The organism is Staphylococcus sp. 11007852 (genome assembly GCF_011394325.1).
Lineage (GTDB): Bacteria > Bacillota > Bacilli > Staphylococcales > Staphylococcaceae > Staphylococcus > Staphylococcus agnetis.
The window spans coordinates 1-21230 of record NZ_JAANBJ010000029.1 but is presented as its reverse complement, the minus strand read 5'-3'; the positions used below and the strand labels follow the sequence as shown (position 1 = coordinate 21230).

Annotated in this window: 20 protein-coding genes and 2 pseudogenes; 14 read left to right on the top strand and 8 right to left on the bottom strand. The window is 34.7% G+C overall.

Translation table 11 applies throughout. The features are described 5' to 3' along the window. Positions 1–250: 250 nt before the first annotated feature. The 7 genes from G8Y85_RS09115 to G8Y85_RS09085 all read right to left on the bottom strand — a co-directional run bounded on the left by G8Y85_RS09115 (position 251) and on the right by G8Y85_RS09085 (position 7904). Positions 251–1249, bottom strand: a complete 999-nt coding sequence (locus G8Y85_RS09115) for a FecCD family ABC transporter permease (protein ID WP_107368760.1) — start codon at positions 1247–1249, stop codon at positions 251–253. Beyond that, positions 1246–2241, bottom strand: a complete 996-nt coding sequence (locus G8Y85_RS09110; RefSeq protein WP_107368761.1) for a FecCD family ABC transporter permease — start codon at positions 2239–2241, stop codon at positions 1246–1248. The genes G8Y85_RS09115 and G8Y85_RS09110 overlap by 4 nt, the downstream gene beginning before the upstream one ends. Before the next feature lie 11 nt (positions 2242–2252). Further along, complete coding sequence (locus G8Y85_RS09105) at positions 2253–3242, bottom strand: ABC transporter substrate-binding protein (protein ID WP_107368762.1); 990 nt, start codon at positions 3240–3242, stop codon at positions 2253–2255. Positions 3243–3636: 394 nt separating this feature from the next. Then, positions 3637–5310, bottom strand: coding sequence for an FtsX-like permease family protein (locus tag G8Y85_RS09100; RefSeq protein ID WP_210433363.1), 1674 nt, complete (start codon positions 5308–5310; stop codon positions 3637–3639). Further along, positions 5297–6052: an ABC transporter ATP-binding protein gene (locus tag G8Y85_RS09095; RefSeq protein WP_060552088.1), complete on the bottom strand. Its 756-nt coding sequence runs from the start codon at positions 6050–6052 to the stop codon at positions 5297–5299. The genes G8Y85_RS09100 and G8Y85_RS09095 overlap by 14 nt, the downstream gene beginning before the upstream one ends. A gap of 186 nt (positions 6053–6238) precedes the next feature. Then, the gene (locus G8Y85_RS09090) at positions 6239–7228 is read right to left on the bottom strand and encodes a sensor histidine kinase (RefSeq protein WP_060552087.1); all 990 of its coding nucleotides are present in this window, start codon (positions 7226–7228) and stop codon (positions 6239–6241) included. Continuing rightward, complete coding sequence (locus G8Y85_RS09085; protein ID WP_107368764.1) at positions 7218–7904, bottom strand: response regulator transcription factor; 687 nt, start codon at positions 7902–7904, stop codon at positions 7218–7220. Before G8Y85_RS09085 ends, G8Y85_RS09090 begins: the two co-directional genes overlap by 11 nt. A gap of 370 nt (positions 7905–8274) precedes the next feature. Between G8Y85_RS09085 and G8Y85_RS09080 the strand changes: the two genes are divergently transcribed. From G8Y85_RS09080 to G8Y85_RS09065, 4 genes are all read left to right on the top strand, one after another. Further along, on the top strand, positions 8275–9075 hold the full coding sequence (locus G8Y85_RS09080; protein WP_107368773.1) for an alpha/beta hydrolase: 801 nt from the start codon (positions 8275–8277) through the stop codon (positions 9073–9075). 210 nt (positions 9076–9285) lie between these two features. Continuing rightward, a complete protein-coding gene (gene isaB, locus G8Y85_RS09075; protein ID WP_133173788.1) occupies positions 9286–9774 on the top strand; it encodes an immunodominant staphylococcal antigen IsaB family protein in 489 nt (162 codons plus the stop codon). Positions 9775–9901: 127 nt separating this feature from the next. Beyond that, positions 9902–10369, top strand: a complete 468-nt coding sequence (locus G8Y85_RS09070) for a DUF2975 domain-containing protein (protein ID WP_240928881.1) — start codon at positions 9902–9904, stop codon at positions 10367–10369. A gap of 10 nt (positions 10370–10379) precedes the next feature. After that, positions 10380–10586: a helix-turn-helix domain-containing protein gene (locus G8Y85_RS09065; protein ID WP_060552083.1), complete on the top strand. Its 207-nt coding sequence runs from the start codon at positions 10380–10382 to the stop codon at positions 10584–10586. Between the two features lie 187 nt (positions 10587–10773). Here G8Y85_RS09065 and G8Y85_RS09060 read toward each other — a convergent pair. Continuing rightward, positions 10774–12216: pseudogene (locus G8Y85_RS09060) on the bottom strand (6-phospho-beta-glucosidase). 157 nt (positions 12217–12373) lie between these two features. Between G8Y85_RS09060 and G8Y85_RS09055 the strand changes: the two are divergent. From G8Y85_RS09055 to G8Y85_RS09010, 10 genes and pseudogenes are all read left to right on the top strand, one after another. Beyond that, positions 12374–13078 (top strand): GntR family transcriptional regulator, encoded by a 705-nt coding sequence (locus G8Y85_RS09055; protein ID WP_107368767.1) that lies wholly within the window; start codon positions 12374–12376, stop codon positions 13076–13078. Between the two features lie 133 nt (positions 13079–13211). After that, positions 13212–13610 carry a GNAT family N-acetyltransferase gene (locus G8Y85_RS09050; RefSeq protein WP_060552080.1) on the top strand — a complete coding sequence of 133 codons (399 nt, stop codon included), beginning with the start codon at positions 13212–13214 and terminating at the stop codon, positions 13608–13610. Between the two features lie 515 nt (positions 13611–14125). Next, positions 14126–15214, top strand: coding sequence for a DUF418 domain-containing protein (locus G8Y85_RS09045; RefSeq protein WP_133173787.1), 1089 nt, complete (start codon positions 14126–14128; stop codon positions 15212–15214). A 26-nt stretch (positions 15215–15240) separates the two neighbouring features. Beyond that, a complete protein-coding gene (locus tag G8Y85_RS09040) occupies positions 15241–15981 on the top strand; it encodes a CPBP family intramembrane glutamic endopeptidase (RefSeq protein ID WP_157951753.1) in 741 nt (246 codons plus the stop codon). A gap of 234 nt (positions 15982–16215) precedes the next feature. Beyond that, complete coding sequence (locus G8Y85_RS09035) at positions 16216–16968, top strand: CPBP family intramembrane glutamic endopeptidase (RefSeq protein WP_107368770.1); 753 nt, start codon at positions 16216–16218, stop codon at positions 16966–16968. 298 nt (positions 16969–17266) lie between these two features. Continuing rightward, positions 17267–18010 (top strand): GntR family transcriptional regulator, encoded by a 744-nt coding sequence (locus G8Y85_RS09030; protein WP_060552076.1) that lies wholly within the window; start codon positions 17267–17269, stop codon positions 18008–18010. 224 nt (positions 18011–18234) lie between these two features. Next, positions 18235–18942: a purine-nucleoside phosphorylase gene (deoD, locus tag G8Y85_RS09025; RefSeq protein WP_085622600.1), complete on the top strand. Its 708-nt coding sequence runs from the start codon at positions 18235–18237 to the stop codon at positions 18940–18942. Between the two features lie 10 nt (positions 18943–18952). Next, the gene (locus G8Y85_RS09020) at positions 18953–20314 is read left to right on the top strand and encodes an MFS transporter (protein WP_107368771.1); all 1362 of its coding nucleotides are present in this window, start codon (positions 18953–18955) and stop codon (positions 20312–20314) included. Between the two features lie 12 nt (positions 20315–20326). Continuing rightward, positions 20327–20989 carry a deoxyribose-phosphate aldolase gene (gene deoC, locus G8Y85_RS09015; protein ID WP_165805733.1) on the top strand — a complete coding sequence of 221 codons (663 nt, stop codon included), beginning with the start codon at positions 20327–20329 and terminating at the stop codon, positions 20987–20989. 29 nt (positions 20990–21018) lie between these two features. Continuing rightward, positions 21019–21230 (top strand): annotated as a pseudogene (locus G8Y85_RS09010) (phosphopentomutase); the annotation flags it as partial.

Below are 21230 nucleotides of genomic sequence, written 5' to 3'. Positions count from 1 at the left end.
TAGATGTTTTACTTCATAATGCTTAAAAATCATAATTTGAAACGCAATCCAATTTGTTATGATGATACATCGATGCCAAGCATTTTCATAAGAAAACCATCGTTAAAACGCCTTCAAAAATTCATGCTTAAATGAATTTTGAAGGCGTTTTTCGTGTCTTCTGAAGTGAATCCATAAGGGATGATACCGTCAGAACTTTGTGGCCCTATAAGTAAGGCGATGCGATTAAAAAAGGAATACTATAGTGTATTTACATTTTTTTTACTGTGAGTAATAAGTAGATGAAAAAAGGTGCACCAAACGCTGCGATAAAGACCCCAGCAGGAATTTCTTTAGGTAAAAACAAAGTACGCCCAACCAAATCAGCTAATAAAATAGAAAGGGCGCCAATACAAGCAGACATCATCACTTGCTTCAACGTACTTTGTTTAATTAAAGTTTTAGCAATGTGAGGCGCAATTAAGCCCACAAACCCAATGTTGCCAACGTAACTTACAGATACGGATACAAGTAGCGTTGCAACAATGAGTTGTAATAATTTTGTTTGTTTTAAATGCAACCCTAAAGCCCGACCAATATCATCATCTAAGGCAGCAACCTTCATTCTTGGGATGAGAAGGATAAGTATTGGGATGATGGCGATTATCGTGATTAAGACAGCAAACGTATCTTCAAATGCGCTACCATACAAACTTCCCACTAACCAAGTATACGCTTTAGAGGCCGCAAATTCTTTAGAAGTCACCATTAACCCATGTGTTAGAGCAATAAAGAGTGTCTGCAAAGCGATACCTATAATAATTAACGTGGAAGGACGTATAGGTGTGCGGAATTGGAATAATAACAAACACATCATTGCTAACGTCCCACCTAATATCGCAAATAATGGCAACATGTGAATACTAATACTGTTAAAAAGTGTGATCACGCTAACAGCACATAAGCTTGCACCACCCGTGACACCAATAATATCTGGTGATGCAATGGGATTTTTGAGTACATTTTGAAGTAATAACCCACTGATACCAAAAGCCATACCAGTTAAAAGGGCGAGCGTGATTCTCGGTAGTCGAAGTACTTCCAGTGTGAATTGATTCACACTTTCTGAAGGGTGCATAAAATATGCGATGATTTCAGATAAAGTAATAAAGGAAGTACCACACATCATGCTTAATATAATGACTAAAAGAAGTAAACCCATAGTTAATAACACCCAAAGTGTTTCTTTAAGCGACATTTTAATAATCATAGGCGATAAACTCCTTTTCGCATTAAGTAGATTAAGACGCTCGCTCCTAGCACCGCTGTTATGACACCTACCGGAAGCTCTGAAGGCTGAATGATAACTCTCGCAATAATATCTGCACTTAACATTAAAATCGCACCTAACATAGCAGAATGAGGGATAAGATATTTATAGTTAGGTGGTAAAAGTTTTTTGCTGATATTAGGGACAATTAAGCCTATAAACACGACAGACCCTACTAAAGCAACGGATAAACCTGCTAAACTACTAATCAACAATATCAATATCCATTTTGTAATTTTAATGTTTTGTCCTAATCCAGTAGCGATGTCGTCATTTGTCATTAAAATATTAATTCTTGTAGACATAAAAAATGCAATGATGAAAAGTACGAGAAACAATGGAATGACCCAAGCGGTATCCCATATATTACGTAATGCAACGGAACCTGAAAGCCAAAACAAAAGTCCTTGTAAGTTCGTTTCATTCATAATCAAAATACCTTGTGTAAAGGCGGTGAACAACATCGATATTGAAGCACCCGCTAAAATGACACGTTGCGGTGAAAATTGTGTTTGTCGAAACATCCCAAGTGCAACAACAAGTAATGTTACTAAAATGGCACCTAAAAATGCGACGATCGTTAATATTTCAAATGATTCAATTTGAATGAAGGTAATACTAAAAACAATAAAAAAGACGGCGCCGGCATTTACTCCAAATAAACCAGGCGACGCAATCGGATTACGCGTAAGGGCTTGCATTAAAAGTCCAGACACTGATAATGCAGCTCCTGTAAGCATCGCAATGATTGTTCTTGAGGCGCGCGTACCAGTAATAAGTGTATGTATATCGTTGTTTGAATCAAAATGGAATAACGCTTGTATCAAAGAAGGGAAGGATACAAACGTTATTCCTATCATAAAACTTAATATTGTCACAACGATAAGACATAAACCGGCTATTATAAGCTGCTGCGTCGGTTTAACTCTCATAGCGTGGCTCCTTATTTTGTGACTTTTTGAATGTCCAATTCTTTATATAATTGATCAATTAATTCTAACGCTGAGTGATAACCACCTGCTAAATTCCATGTGATTTCATCAACATTGTTCACGACATGACCTTTTTTAACGGCGTCTAAATTTTGCCATTCGCGACTAGACGTCCAATCTTTTTCAGTTTTCGATACTAATTTAGCATCAGCCGCATGTGGGTCTGATTTGAAAATGAAAATCTGGTCTGCATTGATTAACGGAATGCTTTCTTTAGAAGCCAGTTCGATAATATCTTTACCTTTATCGACTTCTTTTTGTTGCGCATTCGGACGTTTGAAGCCTAAATCTTGTAAAATATCGCCAGCGTATCCGCCTGAATAAATACGTGTGTTACCAGCACGGAAGTTGACAACTGAAGCTGAGATTGGCCATTGATCACCATATTTTGCTTTCGCATCTTTTTTAAATGCGTTCACTTTCTCATCATATTTTTTTAGTAAATCTTGTGCTTCTTTTTCTTTACCAAGTGCTTTACCCATTAATTCAGTAGTGTCTTTAAACTTATATACAGTTTCGTGACTCACTGTTGGGGCAATTTTCGACAACTGATCATAGACTTTTTCATTACGTACTTTTGATGCAATGATTAAGTCTGGTTTCAATTTCGAAATCTCTTCTAAGTTTGGCGCTGGTTCTTGACCTACGATTTTAGTGTTTTTTAATTTATCTTTTAAATAATCGTACTTCGGTTGTTGTTTCCAGGATTCAACAGCACCAACGGGTTCAACACCAAGCGCCACTGCTACATCCGTTGCACCTTGATACAATGTGACAATTCGTTTAGGATGTTTAGGAACATCTGTCGTGCCGAGGGCATGTTTTATTGAAACGGTGTCGCCATTCTTATTTTGTGATGCTGTTTTGGAATCATTTCCACAAGCGGCAAGTACAAGTACAACCGCAAGAGACAGCATCAACAGTTGGTATAAATGCTTCATCGAGTATGGAAGCCTCCTCTAAGTTGATAATGAGAATCATTCTCAGGATTATTATGATAGAAATTACACAATTAGTCAATATAATTTTTGATTAATAAATTTGAAAGTCTACAGAATAGGGTTGATACAAATGAATAAATAAAATAAACCCCTGTGTGAGCTTCACAGGGGAGAGTGCCGTCAGTATGAAGGGAGACTGCTAAGTTAAATGAATAGGCTTATTTTTGTTGATACAGCACTTCAAATATTTTTCGTTGGTATTTATATTTAATTAAATAATATAAACCGACTTCAATGAGAAGATATATTAGGCTACAATACATCGCGATTTTATAGTAGGAAATGACACTATATTGGTCAAGATAAATGACGATGCCCCATGTAATCATCAGCGCTACGATAAAAGGGAGGAGAAAAATCCATATAATTGTGCTTGAAAGAGCATGCTTGATTGTTTGGAAATACCTAAACGTATCATCGTCTCATATTTTTTAATTTCAGTTTCTGCTGAAGAGTATAACCTTGAGTAAGTTAAACTGGCAATTCCGATTAGAAACGAAATACATAAAACGCTCCCTACATAAGCAATAATATTTCGTTGTAGTTTTTCGGTTGTATAGTACCAGTAAGCGGATGATAACGAATCATCATCCTGATTGATGTTTAACTGCTTTGCTAAAGCTTGACTATTGTAATGCTGCCAGTCATCAAATTGATAAGCGAAAAAGCGATTATTTTCAAGTTGTTGTGAAAGGCGTTTATATTTAGTATCAGAAATAACAGTGACACTTGTAAAATAGCCTGATAACGCAATTGTTTCAGATGTTGCCCCTTTATTGTTGTTGATTTGATGGCGCTCAAGGTCTTTTCCCATGAGCTCTCCCATCTTTGGGACGTTTTTACCATCGGTACCAATCATATAGTAATCATGGTCTTTCAAAGCTACAGGCTTTCTTTTAAGGTATTTAGCAATCTTGTTATACATTGAATTGGAAATCAGTACATCTCTATTTGGGGTCGAAAATTTTAAATAATTAACTTCTAGAAATTTAAAGCCTTTGTAATCTTTCAAAGTTTCTTTAATTTTATTGGCTTTTTCTTTATCATCAATGTTCTTATTTAAAGCACTGTACATCAATGAATACGGTAAGATTTTTTGAGTTGTCTTTTCTACATTTCTAGGTGCACCAATGATATAAATTAAAGAAGTCAATGTTATTGTAAATAACATCATTGTAATGGTCATCGTCTTTAAATTGGTATGAATGTGATAATTAAAATTACTGAGTTTAATCAGTCCGGCGCCTTTAAATTTCAATTTAGTCTGTTTCATGATTAACATATAGACAACAAATAAAAGGTTAAATATAAAATAACTGATTAAAATGAAAGCCAGGAGATAAAGCGGGTACATCAAAAGGCTTTCGCTATGTCTATTATAAATTAAAATTGGAATAATAATGGCAACACCTAATCCAATAATTGGTAAATAGCTATTTTCTGCTTCATCCTCTTTTTTTAGCAAACTTATAATCTTCTTCTTTCTTAAAACGATGGGTGCAATGATAGAGATAAAAAGAAATAATCCACCCATTAACAATAGAGTGAAAATCATCGCTTTAATAGGTAAATAGAAGTAAAGGTTCAATCCACCGATGATTGTTTCAGCTATCATTAAAAAGAATTTGGAAAAGACAATTCCTAAAATTGTTCCACAAATAAGCGCACCTAGAGAGATTAACCCATTTTCATAAAAAATAATGCGTTTAAATTGCTTGTTGGTCGACCCTATAATATTTAAAATTGCAAATTGTCTACTTCTTAATTTTAGAAAGTTATTTACAGAATACAAAATGAATACAAACGAAAAGAACAGTGAGATAAGCAATCCTAAATTTAGGATCACACCAATGGTGCTATCTTTATCTACAACTTTGAGTGCAGGGTGGAACGTTAAATTCGTAAAGATAAAAAATACAAAAACTGAAAAGGTACAACTGATGAAATGGAAAAAATAGGTTTTGAGGTCACGACTGATATTTTTGTATGCAAAATTAAGCAAGGTCAACTTCGTCACCTCCGAGCAACGTCATTGTATTCAAAATCTGTTGTTTATATTTGCTTTGGCTCGATTTATTTAAGATTTCTTGATAAATATTGCCATCTTTTATAATGTACGTTCTATCGGAATATGCCGCGATATTAGGATCGTGGGTTACCATAATGATAGTCACATTTAAAGTGTCATTTAATTTTTTAAATAGTTTCATGACATCTTTAGCGGATTTAGAATCCAAATTTCCTGTAGGCTCATCTGCTAATACGATTGAAGGTGCGTTAATGACAGCTCTTGCGATTGCTGCACGTTGTGCCTGTCCACCAGATACTTCATATGTTCGTTTATCCAAAATATTTTCTATGCCTAACATTGCACTGATTTCTTTAAGTTTGGCATCCATTTCTTTAAAATCCATGCCTTCTAAAGTTAAAGGTAAAATGATATTTTCACCAATCGTTAATGTATGAATTAAATTGAATTGCTGAAATACAAATCCAAGGGTGTTACGTCTAAATTTTGCGAGTTGTTCATCGTTAATAATATGAGGGTTTATGCCGTCTATTTCTACTGTGCCGTGTGTGGGTTCATCAATGGTAGAAATCGTATTGAGAAACGTACTTTTACCGCTTCCACTTGGCCCCATAATGGCAATAAATTCTCCTTTATCTACTTCCATATTGATATCGTTTAATGCTTTGAATGCAACTTTTCCTTTATACGTTTTTTCTAAATGAGATACTTTTAGAATCATGATATTTGCTCCTCTATTTAAACTTTTATTTTATCTCGTTAACAAGGTCATCTTTTATACATCAATCTTAGCAATCAAAATGTAGTAAAAAAATCCGATTACATTACAGAACCTTACAGATTTGTAATGTTACGGATTTATGGAAAAGTAATCTTATTTGATGAATCAACGTTTCTTTATTGTTAACTAAAAGTGTACGTGTGCTTGTGTCCCTTGATTAAGTTGTGACTCGATAGTAATCGTATGACCGAGGTTGTCGATGACTGTTCGTGCAATATAAAGGCCGATGCCACTTGAATCTGCGTTATTACGGCCATTGCTACCCACGTAAAAGATGTCAAATATACGTTTGAGTTCTGCTTCATGAATTCCCATGCCTTCATCAATCACTGAAAGTGTCACACCATTAGCATCACGATGAACTTGGATAATAACAGATTGTCCTTTATAACTATATTTAATGGCATTTGTGAGTAATTGATGTAACACTAATTTCAACCATTTAGAATCTGAATAAACATACGTATCGTCAGAAATTTCTAATCTAGGATAAACTTGAGCAGTGATAAAGTAGTCTTTCAAGTTGTTAATACATGTTTTACATATGTCTTGCAAATATACTTTTTCAGACACAAAATCATTTTTGAAATCATCAAGTTGATACATACTTAACATTTGGTTTAAGTTATATTGAATTTTGTCTAAGTTTTGATTGATAGGTTGAGCCAACATATCGTTTTCATGGTTCTCTAACATCAACTTTAGTACGGAAACAGGCGTTTTCATTTGATGTACAAAGCGATAAACTAACACTTTTTGCAATTGTTTATCTTCTTTATATTTCACGGATTGGTGTGCTTGTTCTTCGATAAGATGATCGATTAATGCATTAAATTGTTTCTCCATATAACTTCTAGGATCATGAATCATATAATCATTTAAGTTTGAATGTTTTTGCAATAATTTACCGTAAAGTTGACCACTTCGATATAAACGAAACATGACATATAGGAATAAAACAAAAGCGGTTAAGAAGCTGAAATAGAGTGCTTCTTTAATCCAGATGCCCTTTAAAAATAATAAGATACTAAAGAAAAGCGATTGTACTACAAACATAATGATAAAAAGCGACGCATAATCAAATATAAATAATTTAAGGATATGTTTATTTTTCATAGGTCACTTTATATCCAATCCCACGTATTGTCACAACTTTAATATTAGACTGAAGGTCTTGTAACTTTTTGCGGACACGACTCACAGTCACATTTAACGTATTTTCCTCAACAAAATGCTCATTGTCCCAAATTTTAAGTAGAATTTTTTCTCGGCTGACAGAGTTAGGATAATGTTCGAACAAAGAGTGAATCAATAATGACTCATTTTTCGAAAGATCAATTTCTGTACCATGACAGGACAATGTGAATTTTGATTTATTAAACGTACAATCACCACACTGAATGTTTGTCTCTTTCACCGCATAGTCTCCATAAGCTCTCCGTAACTGTGAGGTTATTTTTGCTAATAATAAATCATATGAAAATGGTTTAGTAATGTAGTCATCGCCACCACTCATCATTGCATGCACTTGATCCATGTCGTCTGATCTAGCAGACATAAACATAATCGGTGCTAATGTGATTTTACGTAGTTCCTGACACCAATAAAAACCGTCATAATACGGAATATTAATATCTAAAAGGATTAAATCAGGTTGTAAAGATTTGACAGTATGATCAATGTCTTTAAAATTGTCACATAATATAACGTCATAATTATACTTTAATAAATAGGTTTTTATGAGTTGTGCGAGTTGCTGATCATCTTCAATTACAAAGATTCGATACGCCATCGTAAGACCTCCTTTGAAGCGGTTTAATTATTATGCGTGAGTGATCATTTGCTGAAATTGAATATTTGTGTACGCTATATTATTAAATTGAAGGTAGCAATACCTTTTCTAATCTATACAGATAATTATAATATATGAACACAATATTGAAACATAAGACTTAATATGTATTTCTAAAGAATCATACAACATTAGATTTAATAATATAGATATGGGTCTATTCACTTCAATTAAGTTCAATACAAGGTAATTTCTAACAACTTTGGTTATAATAGTGAAAAAATAATGAATTGAGGTTACGACTGTGAAAAGAAGGATTTTATGGCTTGTAGGGGCTTTAGTGACAGTCATAGTGGCTATTTTAATCATAATGATAGTGGTACATAAACGGACAATATTTGAAGAAGAAGCAAAATCTAGATTCGTTCAAGATACGACACCGACAGTCTTTTTGCATGGCTATAGTGGGACGATCAATTCGATGAAATATTTAGTGAATGTAGCCAAAGATCAAGGTGTGACGCAAGATGTAGTGATTGCGTACGTATCTCTTGATGGTGATGTCACGCTTGAAGGTGACTTTTCCAAAAATACCAAAAACCCATTGGTCCAAATTGTTTTAGAAGACAATACACAAGTGGATTTAAACGAAAATGCATTATGGATTCGTAATGTATTGGAAAAGCTCAAACAAAAATATGGTATTAAACATTTTAATTTTGTCGCACACTCGATGGGAAATGTTTCTTTTGCGCAATATATGATTGATTATGGGGAAGATACGTCATTGCCTCAACTTAAAAAACAAGTGAATATCGCAGGAACATTTAATGGTGTTATCGGCTTAAATGAAGAATATAATGAAATTAAAGTTGATCATCAAGGCAAACCATCACGGATGAACCCGCCTTATCAAGAATTTATGCAGTTAAAATCCATTTATAAAGGTAAAAATATCGAAGTATTAAATATTTACGGCGATGTGTTGGATGGGACACATTCCGATGGCCGAGTATCCAATAGTTCGTCACAATCATTAAAATATTTGTTAGGCGATAGCCCTAAAAGCTATAAAGAACTAAAATATGAAGGTGATGAGGCGCAACATAGTGCACTTCATGATAATGCAGAAGCAGCAAATGCGATGATTCAATTTTTATGGGAAAAATAAAATTATATAATGACATATCGAACACATATAGCTAACGAATTTTAGTTATATGTGTATTTTTTTAATTTATAAATGTTGATATATAAAGGTTTTAAGAGAGATGCCAAAAAAATTTATAAAAACTTCTGTAATGCTGTTGATATATTTGTAATGTTATCGTAATATAAAAGTGTAATTTAACAATATACAGGAGTTGATATGATGTTCAAAATGTCTAAAGTCGTTTTAGCTACGAGTATTTTATTAACTGGAGTATCTTTTAACGCATTGCCAACGGAATCAAGTGTTGCTCAAGCAGCAGTAACGCCATATTACACATATACAGGTTACGCTGGACAGAATGCAAAATTTGTCACTAACAAAACGTTTATTCAAGCATTAAAGTTTAATAATGTGACGATAAACAATGTCAAAGTAGACGCGAGAGATCCAAAATACAAAGCGACTGATCCATATTATTTTAAAAAGAAATATGACCAAGTAATTGAATACATCAATCATAAACCGACTGCTATTACATTTTCAGTAACAAACAAATCATTAAAAGTTTCAGATGTGAAAAAAGCATATGCAAATTATCCTATGGCTCATGATTCAATACACAGAGGTATGACATATAATGTTAATGGTAAAAAAATCAGCTTTGTGTATAATGGCAATGACGTGACAAGTGTTATTATTGGCAGATATCACGCTTAAGATGGCATACACCTCCACTATCAGCGTAGTGGGGGTGTTTTTTTATCGAAAATCGATAATTTTTATTGATATTCGATAAAATAGATGATATGATTTTATTGAAAAACGATAAAAAGAGGTGTGGATTATGAAAGCGATATTTAGAATAACGATGTTAATGTTGGTGTTGCTTTTATTTTTTAGTATTGTTGTAGCTATTAAGTCTCTTATGAATTATTATGCGCTATTTGACTTGGATTTTGTAGATATTGAAATGAAGTATCATGCTTATGCGCTTATTTATATCTTGCAATGTGTCATGTTTATTGTCGTGGGTATTTTAACTTTAAAATTATTCTTTAAGATTTTTAAAGGCTTTGATTTTTCAGATGCGAATCATACGAAGATTACGGGCATTGCCATGTGTTTATTCATTTATGGGGTGCTTCCAAACTTTCAAGCGCTCATGACAATTAGAGAAAGCTATAAGGGCGTATTAAATACAAGCGATATGAGTCATGCGCTCATTATGATTATTGGTGTAACAATTTTAATACTCGCAGCAGTTTATGAAAAATCTCAAAAAATTAAAGCAGAACATGATTTGACAATTTGAGGTTATACAGATGATTAAAATAAAATTAGACGAAGTACTGAAAGAAAAAAACATATCATTAACAGAATTATCAGAAGCGGTAGACATCACGATAGCTAATTTATCCATTTTAAAGACCGGAAAGGCAAAAGCCATTCGTTTTAGTACACTAGAAGCAATTTGCGATTATTTAGAGTGTCAACCTGGGGATATCATAGAACATGTCAAAAATAAATAGTGAAGGGCTAAGACGTCGCCCTATCTGTGAAGCCAACAAAGTTTACTATAAAATAATCTTTGTTGGCTATTAATGTCTAAATTTTTTAGATTTGTCGAGGTCAGTCGCCTAGAACAGGGAAGCGCTTAGAATTCCTTTTTAAAAAATGAGAAGATATATGAACGTTTTGCCTCTTTGTGTGTAAATTCTAGTCTAATATAGATCCGTTAGAATCAATGACTTTTTTATACCAGTAGAATGATTTTTTCTTTGTTCGTTTTAATGTTCCATTACCGTGATTATCACGGTCTACATGTATGAGACCATAGCGTTTACTCATTTCTCCTGTAGTAAAAGACACACTGTCGATGATGCCCCACGGTGTGTACCCTATGACGTCAACACCATCTTCGTTAATTGCTTGAATCATAGCTTCGATATGTTGTTTTAAATAATGAATACGGTAGTCATCCTGTATTTCACCGTGTGCATCGATTGTATCGACGGCACCTAAACCATTTTCTACGATAAATAAGGGCAGTTGATAACGATTATAGAGTGTATTGAGTGTATAGCGTAATCCTATGGGGTCAATAGCCCAAGCCCAATCACTTTTTTCAAGGTAAGGGTTTTCTATGGAGCTTGGTAAACTGCCAAAAACAGGATTGTGATTAAAGTGGACGTCGTCTCTATGTTTCACTGTTGTAGACATATAGTAACTAAAGCCGATAAAGTCTACGGTGCCTTGAGCTAATATCGTTTCATCACCATCGCGTAATCCGATATGTAGATGTTTTTGTTCAAACATCTTTTTAGCTTAATGTGGATAATATCCTCTCACTTGAACGTCAGGGAAGAAAAAGCGCTGCCTATTACTTATTTCTGCTTCCATTATATCTTCCGGATGACAAGAATATGGATAAATTGGAACGTGAGATATCATATTGCCAATTTTAAAGTTAGGGTTAATGGATTTCCCCACTTTTACTGCGAGGGCGCTTGCAATAAGTTGATGATGGGCGACTTGATATAATACGTCTTCAGCATCCTCATCATCGTTCAACAAAACGCCTGCATTCGTCCATAAAAATAGAGGGTTACTCGTGTCCATTTGATTGTTAATTTCATTAAATGTCATCCAATATTTGACTTTGTGTCGATAGCGCTTGAAGACCACTTCAGCAAATCTTACAAATGCATCGACGACCTTTCTACTTCTAAAACCCCCGTAGTGATGTGCAAGGTGCAAGGGCATTTCGAAGTGAGAAAGGGTGATGATAGGTTCAATATGATGTTTGAGTAGTTCATCAATCACTTTGTCATAAAAACGAAGTCCTTCTTCGTTAGGTGTGAGTTCATCGCCTTTAGGGAAAATACGTGACCACGCGATAGAAGTGCGAAGACATTTCAAATGCATATCAGCAAATAATGCGATGTCTGATGGATAGCGGTTATAAAAATCAATGGCGTCATGATTGGGATAATATTGATGGGATTCGATAGTTTGTGTGATTTGACGAGGGTGATGCGGGCTGCCTGCAGTCATTACATCAATCACACTTAGTCCTTTGCCCTCTTGATCGTATCCGCCCTCAAATTGGTTTGCAGCGAGCGCGCCACCCCATAAAAAATTGTTTGGTAATTGTGACATCATCGTCATCCTTTCGTGTTGAAATCTAAGCATTACAAAAGTTATTTGTTCATATACATTATAAATGTACCGGTATAATTTGTAAAAACGTGTTCAATGATGAAACGGTGTTTTTAATGATATAATATATAGAAATGAATAAGAGTGAGGCATATTGATGTTAAAGTATGAAGAAATTGCACAGCAGATTCGTAGCATGTTAGAAAACGGCGTTTACCAAGCGGGTGACCGTCTACCTAATATCGAACAATTAAAAACGAAATATTGCGTCAGTAAGAGTACTGTGATTAAAGCACTTGAAACGTTAGAGAAAAACGGCTATATCTATCAGTCTCGTGGAAGGGGTATATTTGTCAGAAGTCCCAAAAGGTCAGGATACATTAATTTATTTACAAGTAATGGTTTTACAGACGATTTAAAACATCATACTGTCACGAGCCAAGTACTTGAGGTTCAAAACATTAAACATCCTAATGAAGAGATTCGGCACCAATTGCATTTAAATGAGCATGATGCGGTTTATTATGTTAAAAGAGTCCGCTATATCGATGGGGTAGTTTTGTGTATCGAACATGCCTATTTTAGTCAAAAATTAGTGCCCTATATGAGTGGAGACATCGCTAAAGGATCAATCTTTCAATATTTGGAAGAAAATTTGAAAATAAAGATTGGCTATTCAGATATTTATTTTCAAGTAGACACGTTGACGGAAGAAGAAGCGGATTTACTGCATCATAAAACAGGCGATCCTACCCTTAGATATGAACAAGTTTTCTATACAAAGACGGGTGTGCCATTCGATTATAGTCAAATTGTTTTCGATCAACACAATGCGCAATTTTATATTCCTTCTATTAAATGATTTCAAAGGGGGAAATGATATAGCAATAGGAATTCATCAATAAGTGAGGTGTAACATGAATATCGTCAAGACAAATACGTTAAGCCAAGAAGATAAACATGCATTTTTTCATTGTTATTGCGGGGGGAGCAGGATGGTGGTATCTTCCGGAGATTATGACTTGAATATATTACCTGGACTAGCTGCAATCGAAGGTGATGAAATTATCGGTATATTAACGTTTTTAGTGTTTGATGCCCATGTCGAAATCATATCTCTACATTGTACAGAGCAAAATAAAGGGGTAGGTACACGTCTCATTAACATGATGGATGATGTTGTAAAACAATATCAAAAACATAAGTTAAAAGTGATTACCACAAATGACAATTTGGATGCATTACGATTTTATCAAAAGCGAGGGTTTAGGGTTGTCAATGTGATACCAAATGCTGTAGAAACTGCTAGAGCTAAAAAGCCTGACATTCCAAAATTGAGTGAGTCGGGCATTCCTATAAAAGATGAATTGGTTTTATTAAAAACATATGTTTAACACTCAAATGCGCAATACCGTTTGAATGCTTTTAGCGCAAAGTTGAATCATATTTTCTTAGTTTACTTAGTTATATATGATATAATTAAATTATAAAAATTATTTAAATTAAGGGAGATTTAATTTTAAATTTCTCTTAATTTTTTTTATTAAAGTCAGTTCACACTTTATACTAATAGTGAGCTAGGGATTATCATCGTAAGTACATTGATTTTACTGCGTACCAATTAGCTTAACGCATATTTTAACCAAAGCTTAGTCAACACGAATGACATATATGCCTTGTGCGTTTAAAGAGGGATTGCAAGTAGTCGTACCATGACATGCTGGTGGAACTTTAAATCATTTAGTCAGAAGTTACAATGCCGTTTCGTCTCTCTAAATTCATGAATGTTTGTGAAAAGAAAAGGATTGTTGTATAATCCGTAATTGTTACGATTTGAAATATTGATTTCAAGAATTAATTAAAAAGAGAGTTGATTGATATTAAACAGAGAATTCTTAGCTTAGATGTTATGCGAGGAATTAGTTTAATTGGAATATTATTTATGAATGCTTTAGGTGTTCATTATTTTACAGTTTTTGATGAACCTTTCCATTACTACAAAGATTCCTGGAGTCAATTTTTATATCAACTTAATTTAGTGTTTATACAGAACGCTTTCTATCCTATATTTGCCTTTTTATTTGGTATAGGGTTAGCGATTATGTATACCAATATGATCAATAAAGGTATGAAACCTGGTATCGTATTATATCGTCGTATTATTGCGATGCTAGCGTTTGGGCTTATTCACGGTTATTTCTTATACAATGGTGATATTTTACACACATATGCTACGCTTGGATTAGTCGTTATACCATTTTTATTTATTCATCGTCGTTATGCGTTGATGATATCAATAGGCTTATTACTTTTGAATTTCTTACTGTACGTGTCATCGCTATTCAATGAGCAGGCGACGAGGTTAATTCCATTCAATCGCAATCCACATACGACAGAAATTTTGCAAAGCGGACACATTTTGGAAATCATTAAATGGAATATGAATGAGTTTAACCAAGTTAACACGATGTTAAGTATAGGTAATTTCTTTGCAGGTATTTTAACCGTTTTTCCATTTATTATGCTAGGTACATGGGCATATCGATTCGAGTTGTTCGATAAAATGCGTCGTCATTTGAAGGTGATTTCGGTAATCAGTGTGATGGCCTTAGCCATCGGTATTTTCATTAAAATGCAATCATTTGATGTGATAGGCTCTGCAATTGCACCACAAATTGTGTTTGTCGGTGGAACGTTTATGGCTATTGGCTATTTCTGCCTCGTGACGCTATTATGCCAGCTTCCAAAATCAGCAAAAGCGTTAAACCCTATGGTGGCTGTTGGTAAATTAGGATTCACAGTATATATTACGCAAAGTGTCATTTTGTTCTTTGTATTTTACATTTTAAGATTATACGGTACGATGACGATAAGTCAGGTTTATCTTCTAATTATTGGTGTGGTTGTACTGCAAATTGTCGCATGTAATATATATATGAAATTTTATAAGATGGGGCCACTTGAATGGTTATGGCGCAAAATCACATATTTAAAATAATTAAAAAATAAGAAAGAGGGATGCACATGAAAAAGCATTATTTATTTTTAGCGTTTTATATGTTTGTCATGGGTTTGGGTTTGATTATAACCAAACAGGTGTTCAATACCCCATATGAATCAGCACATTTTGGACAAACCTTTTTGCCGTTCATGGCAATACTTGCTATAATGACGGTCATTTATGGATTGCGTCATAAATCATCACTCGTTTTAGCGCCAGCAAGTGGGCACGGATGGTTATTCATTTTACCCTTTATTACAATTACGCTACTTGGTGCTTTCACTTTAGTAGATAATGCCAATGCAGGTCTAATGTTTGTATTGCCAATGATTGATGCGATATTGATTGGTATTGCAGAAGAAGGCGCGTTTAGAGGTATTATTTTAGGTGGATTGGCCCAACGCATGAAACCGATTTATGCTGTATTTTTATCAGCTGTTTTATTTGCTGCGTTGCACTTATTAAATGTTCTTGGTGGTGTGACGTTGAGCGATGTCTTGAACCAAATGCTATCAACGTTATTGATGGGTATCTTTTTAGGAGCTGTGTACATTTATACACGAAATATTTTATATCCAATTTTCTTCCATTTCATTTGGGATTATGTTTTCTTAAATAACGGATTAGGTTCCGTATCCTTTGCACCAATGTTATTTATTGGCACAGTAGTATTAGAAGTTATCGTTATCGTTTGGATTCTTTGGAAAATGAGACATGTGCAAACGCTTATGCCGAAAAGTGGCGACACATCTATCAAACATTAAATACAAATAACCCGTTCATTACGCTCCAAGTGTAATGAACGGGTTATTATATGTTTATATATAAGTCATTTAAGGTTAATTTAATTTTAAATCCATCTTAATTTTTTAATTTATAAAAAATAAATGTTTTATAATGTAAATGAGTAAGTCTTGTTTGATTCGAGGCATGCATGTTCTGCATCTCCCAATAGAGCAAGACTCAAAAAAATTTTAGAGAGAAAGTGAGTGGTTCGTATGGAAAAACACACTAAGTTCATCATTGCATATTTTATTGTCTCAGGTATAGGTATGAGTATTATGAATTTTGGGCTAGGTATCGAATATGGTACTGAAAATTTCCTATTCGCCTTTATTGCAGTCCTTTTCATTTTAGCTCTGATGACAAGTATTTATGGTTTACGTCATAGAGCGTCATTTTCAATTCAAACACCGAAACCAGAGATAACATTTTTCTACTTCTTACCATTTATTCCATTTGTAACATTGACTGCTTTGGCACTCATTACTGCAGGTGCAACGTTTAGTGTAACACCGCTTTATTTGTTCCCGATTGTGAGTTCATTAATTATTGGTATCGCGGAAGAAGGCGCATTCAGAGGGATTTTACTTGGGGGACTTGCACGTCATATGAAACCAATCTATGCGGTCTTGATTTCAGCACTCCTTTTTGCGCTATTACATTTGAAGAATGTCGTAGGTGGCTTGCCATTACCTGATGCAACGTTACAAGCTGTGACGTCGATTCCTATAGGACTTTTCTTAGGTGTACTCTATGTTTATACACGAAAAATTATTTTCCCAATATTGTTCCACATGTTTTGGGACTATATTTTTATTTCAAATGTATTCGATGCGTTTAAATATGCACAACAATTTTTAAATGTGATTGAATACTCATTGTATATTGTTACGGTGATATTGTTAGTTCACATGATTAAAATGCCATCTTTAGGTAGAAAGACAGAAGAAAAACTGGAAAAGGCATAGGCATTTATGGATATATCTGATATGTTCGGAAAGATGTTATATATCAAATATCACATTTTAACAAAGGCTGCAGAATTCTTTTAATGAATTTTGAAGCCTTTTTAAAATATTGTAGGTGTCACGATTGCCATTAAAGTCACATTTGATGTGGCTTCAGGTTTCTTTTTAGGATGAACGATTTTAGCATTTCGGGGGACAGGCTTTTAGAAATCATTGACTTTCTGTAAACATGTATGCCATTTGGAATCATCTTATTGTATGATAAAAAGGGAAACGTTAAAATATTGGAGGTTGTTTTGTGACACAATCGCAGCCAAAGTTTTTAAACATTTATAATACGTTGTTCGAAGAGATTCAAATGGGAAAGTTTCCAGGAGGGCAAGCACTCCCGACTGAGAAAGTATTGTGTGAGCGTTTTGGTGTGAGTCGAATGACACTACGTCAAGCGATTAAAATTCTCGTTGAAGATGGTGTGATTGAAAGTATTCGTGGTAAAGGTCACATTGTCATTCCGCAAATGAGGGCACATCACGCATCAAGTGTGACTTTGCTAGAACACCCGCTACATCAAATGTCACGCCACGCCATGACGTTAGGTTCATTGAACTATCGAGTAGATTTAGAAAGCGAGTATACGAACCATCTATTTACAGATCATCCTTCTGCTGTCATTGCGATGGAGCGTTATTATTTTGAAAAAGATAATGAAAGTAACCATGCAGATGCACTGTGTTTTACATTTATTCCAGTGAATGTTATTGATACTTTTAAAATTAATACCCAAAGTGAACGTCAAATGTGTCAATTTGTAGAAGAAACGGTCTATATGAATGCCTATCAATCTGATTTGAAATACTCGATTACGAAAGCACCTATCTTTAAAAATCATAAGCATGTTTTTGAAGGCGGCCCTTCATGTTGGCTTGTTGTTGAAAATGTGTATGGCAATCACACGAGCCCAATTTTAGTTAATAAATGGTATTTACCACAAGAACGTTTTGAAATCATCGTCTCACGTGTGAGAACAGATCATACAAATTAGACAACGTTCTTGAATAAAATAAATAAGGAATATGAAGAAGCGATACTGCAATAGCAGTGTGGCTTTTTTGTATTGTTTAAGGGGGGCGTAAGACGCAATGCAGTGAGAAAGTTGTTCTAAAAGTTGTCATATTTTACATGTTGAAAGCGCTATCTACATCATGTATTATATAAGTGGTTAGACAAATAGACAAATATATAGACAAATAAATGGGGGTTTTTATTATGAAAGCAACACCACATATTAAACCGATGAACGACGTGGAAATCGCCGAAACGGTGTTATTACCAGGGGACCCATTACGCGCAAAATTTATTGCTGAAACGTATTTAGAAGATGTACAACAATTTAATACGGTACGTAATATGTTTGGTTATACGGGAACGTACAAAGGCAAGAAAGTGTCTGTGATGGGGTCAGGCATGGGGATTCCGTCTATAGGTATTTACTCTTATGAGTTAATTCATACGTTTGGCTGTAAAAAATTAATCCGTGTAGGCTCTTGCGGTGCGATGCAAGATCACATTAACTTGTATGATGTTATTATTGCACAGGGTGCATCAACAGATTCAAACTACGTCAATCAATACCAATTACCAGGACATTTTTCACCAATTGCATCATATCATTTACTTGAAAAAGCCGTAGCCAAAGCACGTGACAACGGAACAACATATCATGTAGGGAATATTTTATCGAGCGACATTTTCTACAACGCAGATGAGACGGCATCAAAACGTTGGATGCGCATGGGTATTTTAGGTGTTGAAATGGAATCTGCAGCACTTTATATGAATGCCACGTATGCGGGCGTTGAAGCTTTAGGTATTTTTACCGTGAGCGATCACTTAATTCGAGAAGAATTTACGACTCCAGAAGAAAGAGAACGTGCGTTTACGGATATGATTGAAATTGCACTTTCTTTAGCATAAGAGGTGAGTCATGATGGATTATGTCAAAGTTAAAAGAGCTGTACCAATATTACTATTTTTATTCGTTTTCAGTTTAGTCATTGATAATTCATTTAAGCTCATTTCAGTTGCAATTGCTGATGATTTAAATATTTCAGTGACGACCGTGAGTTGGCAAGCGACACTTGCGGGTCTAGTAATTGGGATCGGTGCAGTGGTGTATGCGTCTTTATCTGATGCCATTAGCATTCGTACATTATTTATTTATGGTGTATTTTTAATTATTATTGGGTCAATTATTGGCTATATTTTCCAACATCAATTTGCGCTCGTATTGGCAGGACGCATTATCCAAACAGCAGGACTTGCTGCAGCAGAAACGTTATATGTCATTTATGTCGCAAAGTATTTATCTAAAGATGATCAGAAAACATATCTTGGATTGAGTACGAGTAGCTATTCTTTATCACTTGTTATTGGGACATTGTCTGGTGGATTTATTTCAACGTATTTACATTGGACAAACATGTTTCTCATCGCATTAATTGTGATATTTACATTGCCGTTTTTATTTAAATTATTACCAAAAGAAAATAATACAAATAAAGCCCATTTGGACTTTATTGGATTGATTTTAGTAGCAACTATTGCGACAACAGTGATGTTATTTATCACCAACTTTAATTGGTTATATATGATTGGCGCATTGATTGCCATAGCAGTATTTGCGCTATACATTAAAAATGCCAAACATCCACTAGTGGATAAATCATTTTTCCAAAACAAACGCTATGCATCATTCTTATTTATTGTATTTGTCATGTATGCGATTCAATTGGGCTATATTTTTACATTCCCATTTATCATGCAACAAATTTATCATTTTGAATTAGATACAACGTCACTCTTATTAATTCCAGGTTATTTAGTTGCAGTGGTTACAGGGGCATTGAGTGGGAAAATTGGTAATTACTTAACATCCAAACAAGCAACGATTACAGCAATTGTTCTCATTGCACTCAGCCTATTCTTACCATCATTTACTGTAGGTCAACACGTTTCAATATTTGTGATTTCGATGATCTTCTTTGCAGGTAGCTTTGCGTTAATGTATGCACCATTATTGAACGAAACGATTCGCACTATTGATATTCATATGACAGGTGTCGCAATTGGATTCTACAATTTAATTATTAACGTGGCAGTTTCAGTCGGAATAGCAATCGCAGCTGCTTTAATTGATTTAAAAGCGTTGAATTTCCCAGGAAATAATGCTGTTGAAACGCATTTTGGCGTTATCTTGTTTATACTTGGTTTGATGAGTTTGGTGGGTCTAGCATTATTTGTAATATTGAATAGATGGACAAAATCGGAAGTTAGTAAAGAAAGTTAAAGGAGTTTGAATATGAATTTTGAAAAATATATTGATCATACACTATTAAAGCCGGAATCTACACGCGCGCAAATCGACAAGATTATTGACGAAGCGAAAAGCTATCACTTCAAATCGATTTGTGTGAATCCTACACATGTTGCGTATGCACATGAAAAATTAAGAGATTCAGATGTACTTGTATGTACTGTGATTGGTTTCCCACTTGGCGCGAATACACCTGAGGTGAAAGCGTTCGAAACGACGAATGCCATTGAGAATGGGGCTGATGAAATTGATATGGTGATCAACATCGGCGCATTAAAAGATGGTCGTTATGATGATGTTCAAAAAGATATTGAAGCGGTCGTGAAAGCTGCACAAGGTAAAACAGTTAAAGTCATTATTGAGACGACATTATTAACAGATGACGAGAAAGTGAAAGCATGTGAATTATCAAAAGCAGCACAAGCGACATTTGTGAAAACATCGACAGGTTTCGCAGGTGGTGGCGCTACAGTGGAAGATGTGAAGTTAATGAAAGAAACAGTAGGCGATGCACTTGAAGTGAAAGCGTCCGGCGGTGTACGTAACTTAGACGATTTCAAAGCAATGGTTGATGCCGGTGCGACACGTATTGGTGCGAGTGCAGGTGTTCAAATTATGCAAGGTTTAGAATCCGATTCAGACTACTAAGCAAGCATCAGACAAAAGGAGGGGTTACAATGGCAACATTTAACCGCGTACATTTAATCGTAATGGACTCTGTGGGAATTGGTGAAGCGCCTGATGCCCACAAATTTGGAGACGAAGGGTCACATACACTCCGTCACACATTAGAAGGTTTTGACCAAACATTACCCAACTTACAACAACTGGGTCTAGGTAACATTGATGACTTACCGGTCATCGACCGGGTAGACCATCCGATGGCGTA

Excerpts from the sequence above, each read along its gene's own strand:
- G8Y85_RS09115 (WP_107368760.1), bottom strand. The coding sequence starts at position 1,249 with ATGATTATTAAAATGTCGCTTAAAGAAACACTTTGGGTGTTATTAACT.
- G8Y85_RS09110 (WP_107368761.1), bottom strand. The coding sequence starts at position 2,241 with ATGAGAGTTAAACCGACGCAGCAGCTTATAATAGCCGGTTTATGTCTT.
- G8Y85_RS09105 (WP_107368762.1), bottom strand. The coding sequence starts at position 3,242 with ATGAAGCATTTATACCAACTGTTGATGCTGTCTCTTGCGGTTGTACTT.
- G8Y85_RS09095 (WP_060552088.1), bottom strand. The coding sequence starts at position 6,052 with ATGATTCTAAAAGTATCTCATTTAGAAAAAACGTATAAAGGAAAAGTT.
- G8Y85_RS09090 (WP_060552087.1), bottom strand. The coding sequence starts at position 7,228 with ATGAAAAATAAACATATCCTTAAATTATTTATATTTGATTATGCGTCG.
- G8Y85_RS09085 (WP_107368764.1), bottom strand. The coding sequence starts at position 7,904 with ATGGCGTATCGAATCTTTGTAATTGAAGATGATCAGCAACTCGCACAA.
- G8Y85_RS09080 (WP_107368773.1), top strand. The coding sequence starts at position 8,275 with ATGATAGTGGTACATAAACGGACAATATTTGAAGAAGAAGCAAAATCT.
- isaB (WP_133173788.1), top strand. The coding sequence starts at position 9,286 with ATGTCTAAAGTCGTTTTAGCTACGAGTATTTTATTAACTGGAGTATCT.
- G8Y85_RS09070 (WP_240928881.1), top strand. The coding sequence starts at position 9,902 with ATGAAAGCGATATTTAGAATAACGATGTTAATGTTGGTGTTGCTTTTA.
- G8Y85_RS09065 (WP_060552083.1), top strand. The coding sequence starts at position 10,380 with ATGATTAAAATAAAATTAGACGAAGTACTGAAAGAAAAAAACATATCA.
- G8Y85_RS09055 (WP_107368767.1), top strand. The coding sequence starts at position 12,374 with ATGTTAAAGTATGAAGAAATTGCACAGCAGATTCGTAGCATGTTAGAA.
- G8Y85_RS09050 (WP_060552080.1), top strand. The coding sequence starts at position 13,212 with ATGGTGGTATCTTCCGGAGATTATGACTTGAATATATTACCTGGACTA.
- G8Y85_RS09045 (WP_133173787.1), top strand. The coding sequence starts at position 14,126 with ATGCGAGGAATTAGTTTAATTGGAATATTATTTATGAATGCTTTAGGT.
- G8Y85_RS09040 (WP_157951753.1), top strand. The coding sequence starts at position 15,241 with ATGAAAAAGCATTATTTATTTTTAGCGTTTTATATGTTTGTCATGGGT.
- G8Y85_RS09035 (WP_107368770.1), top strand. The coding sequence starts at position 16,216 with ATGGAAAAACACACTAAGTTCATCATTGCATATTTTATTGTCTCAGGT.
- deoD (WP_085622600.1), top strand. The coding sequence starts at position 18,235 with ATGAAAGCAACACCACATATTAAACCGATGAACGACGTGGAAATCGCC.
- G8Y85_RS09020 (WP_107368771.1), top strand. The coding sequence starts at position 18,953 with ATGATGGATTATGTCAAAGTTAAAAGAGCTGTACCAATATTACTATTT.
- deoC (WP_165805733.1), top strand. The coding sequence starts at position 20,327 with ATGAATTTTGAAAAATATATTGATCATACACTATTAAAGCCGGAATCT.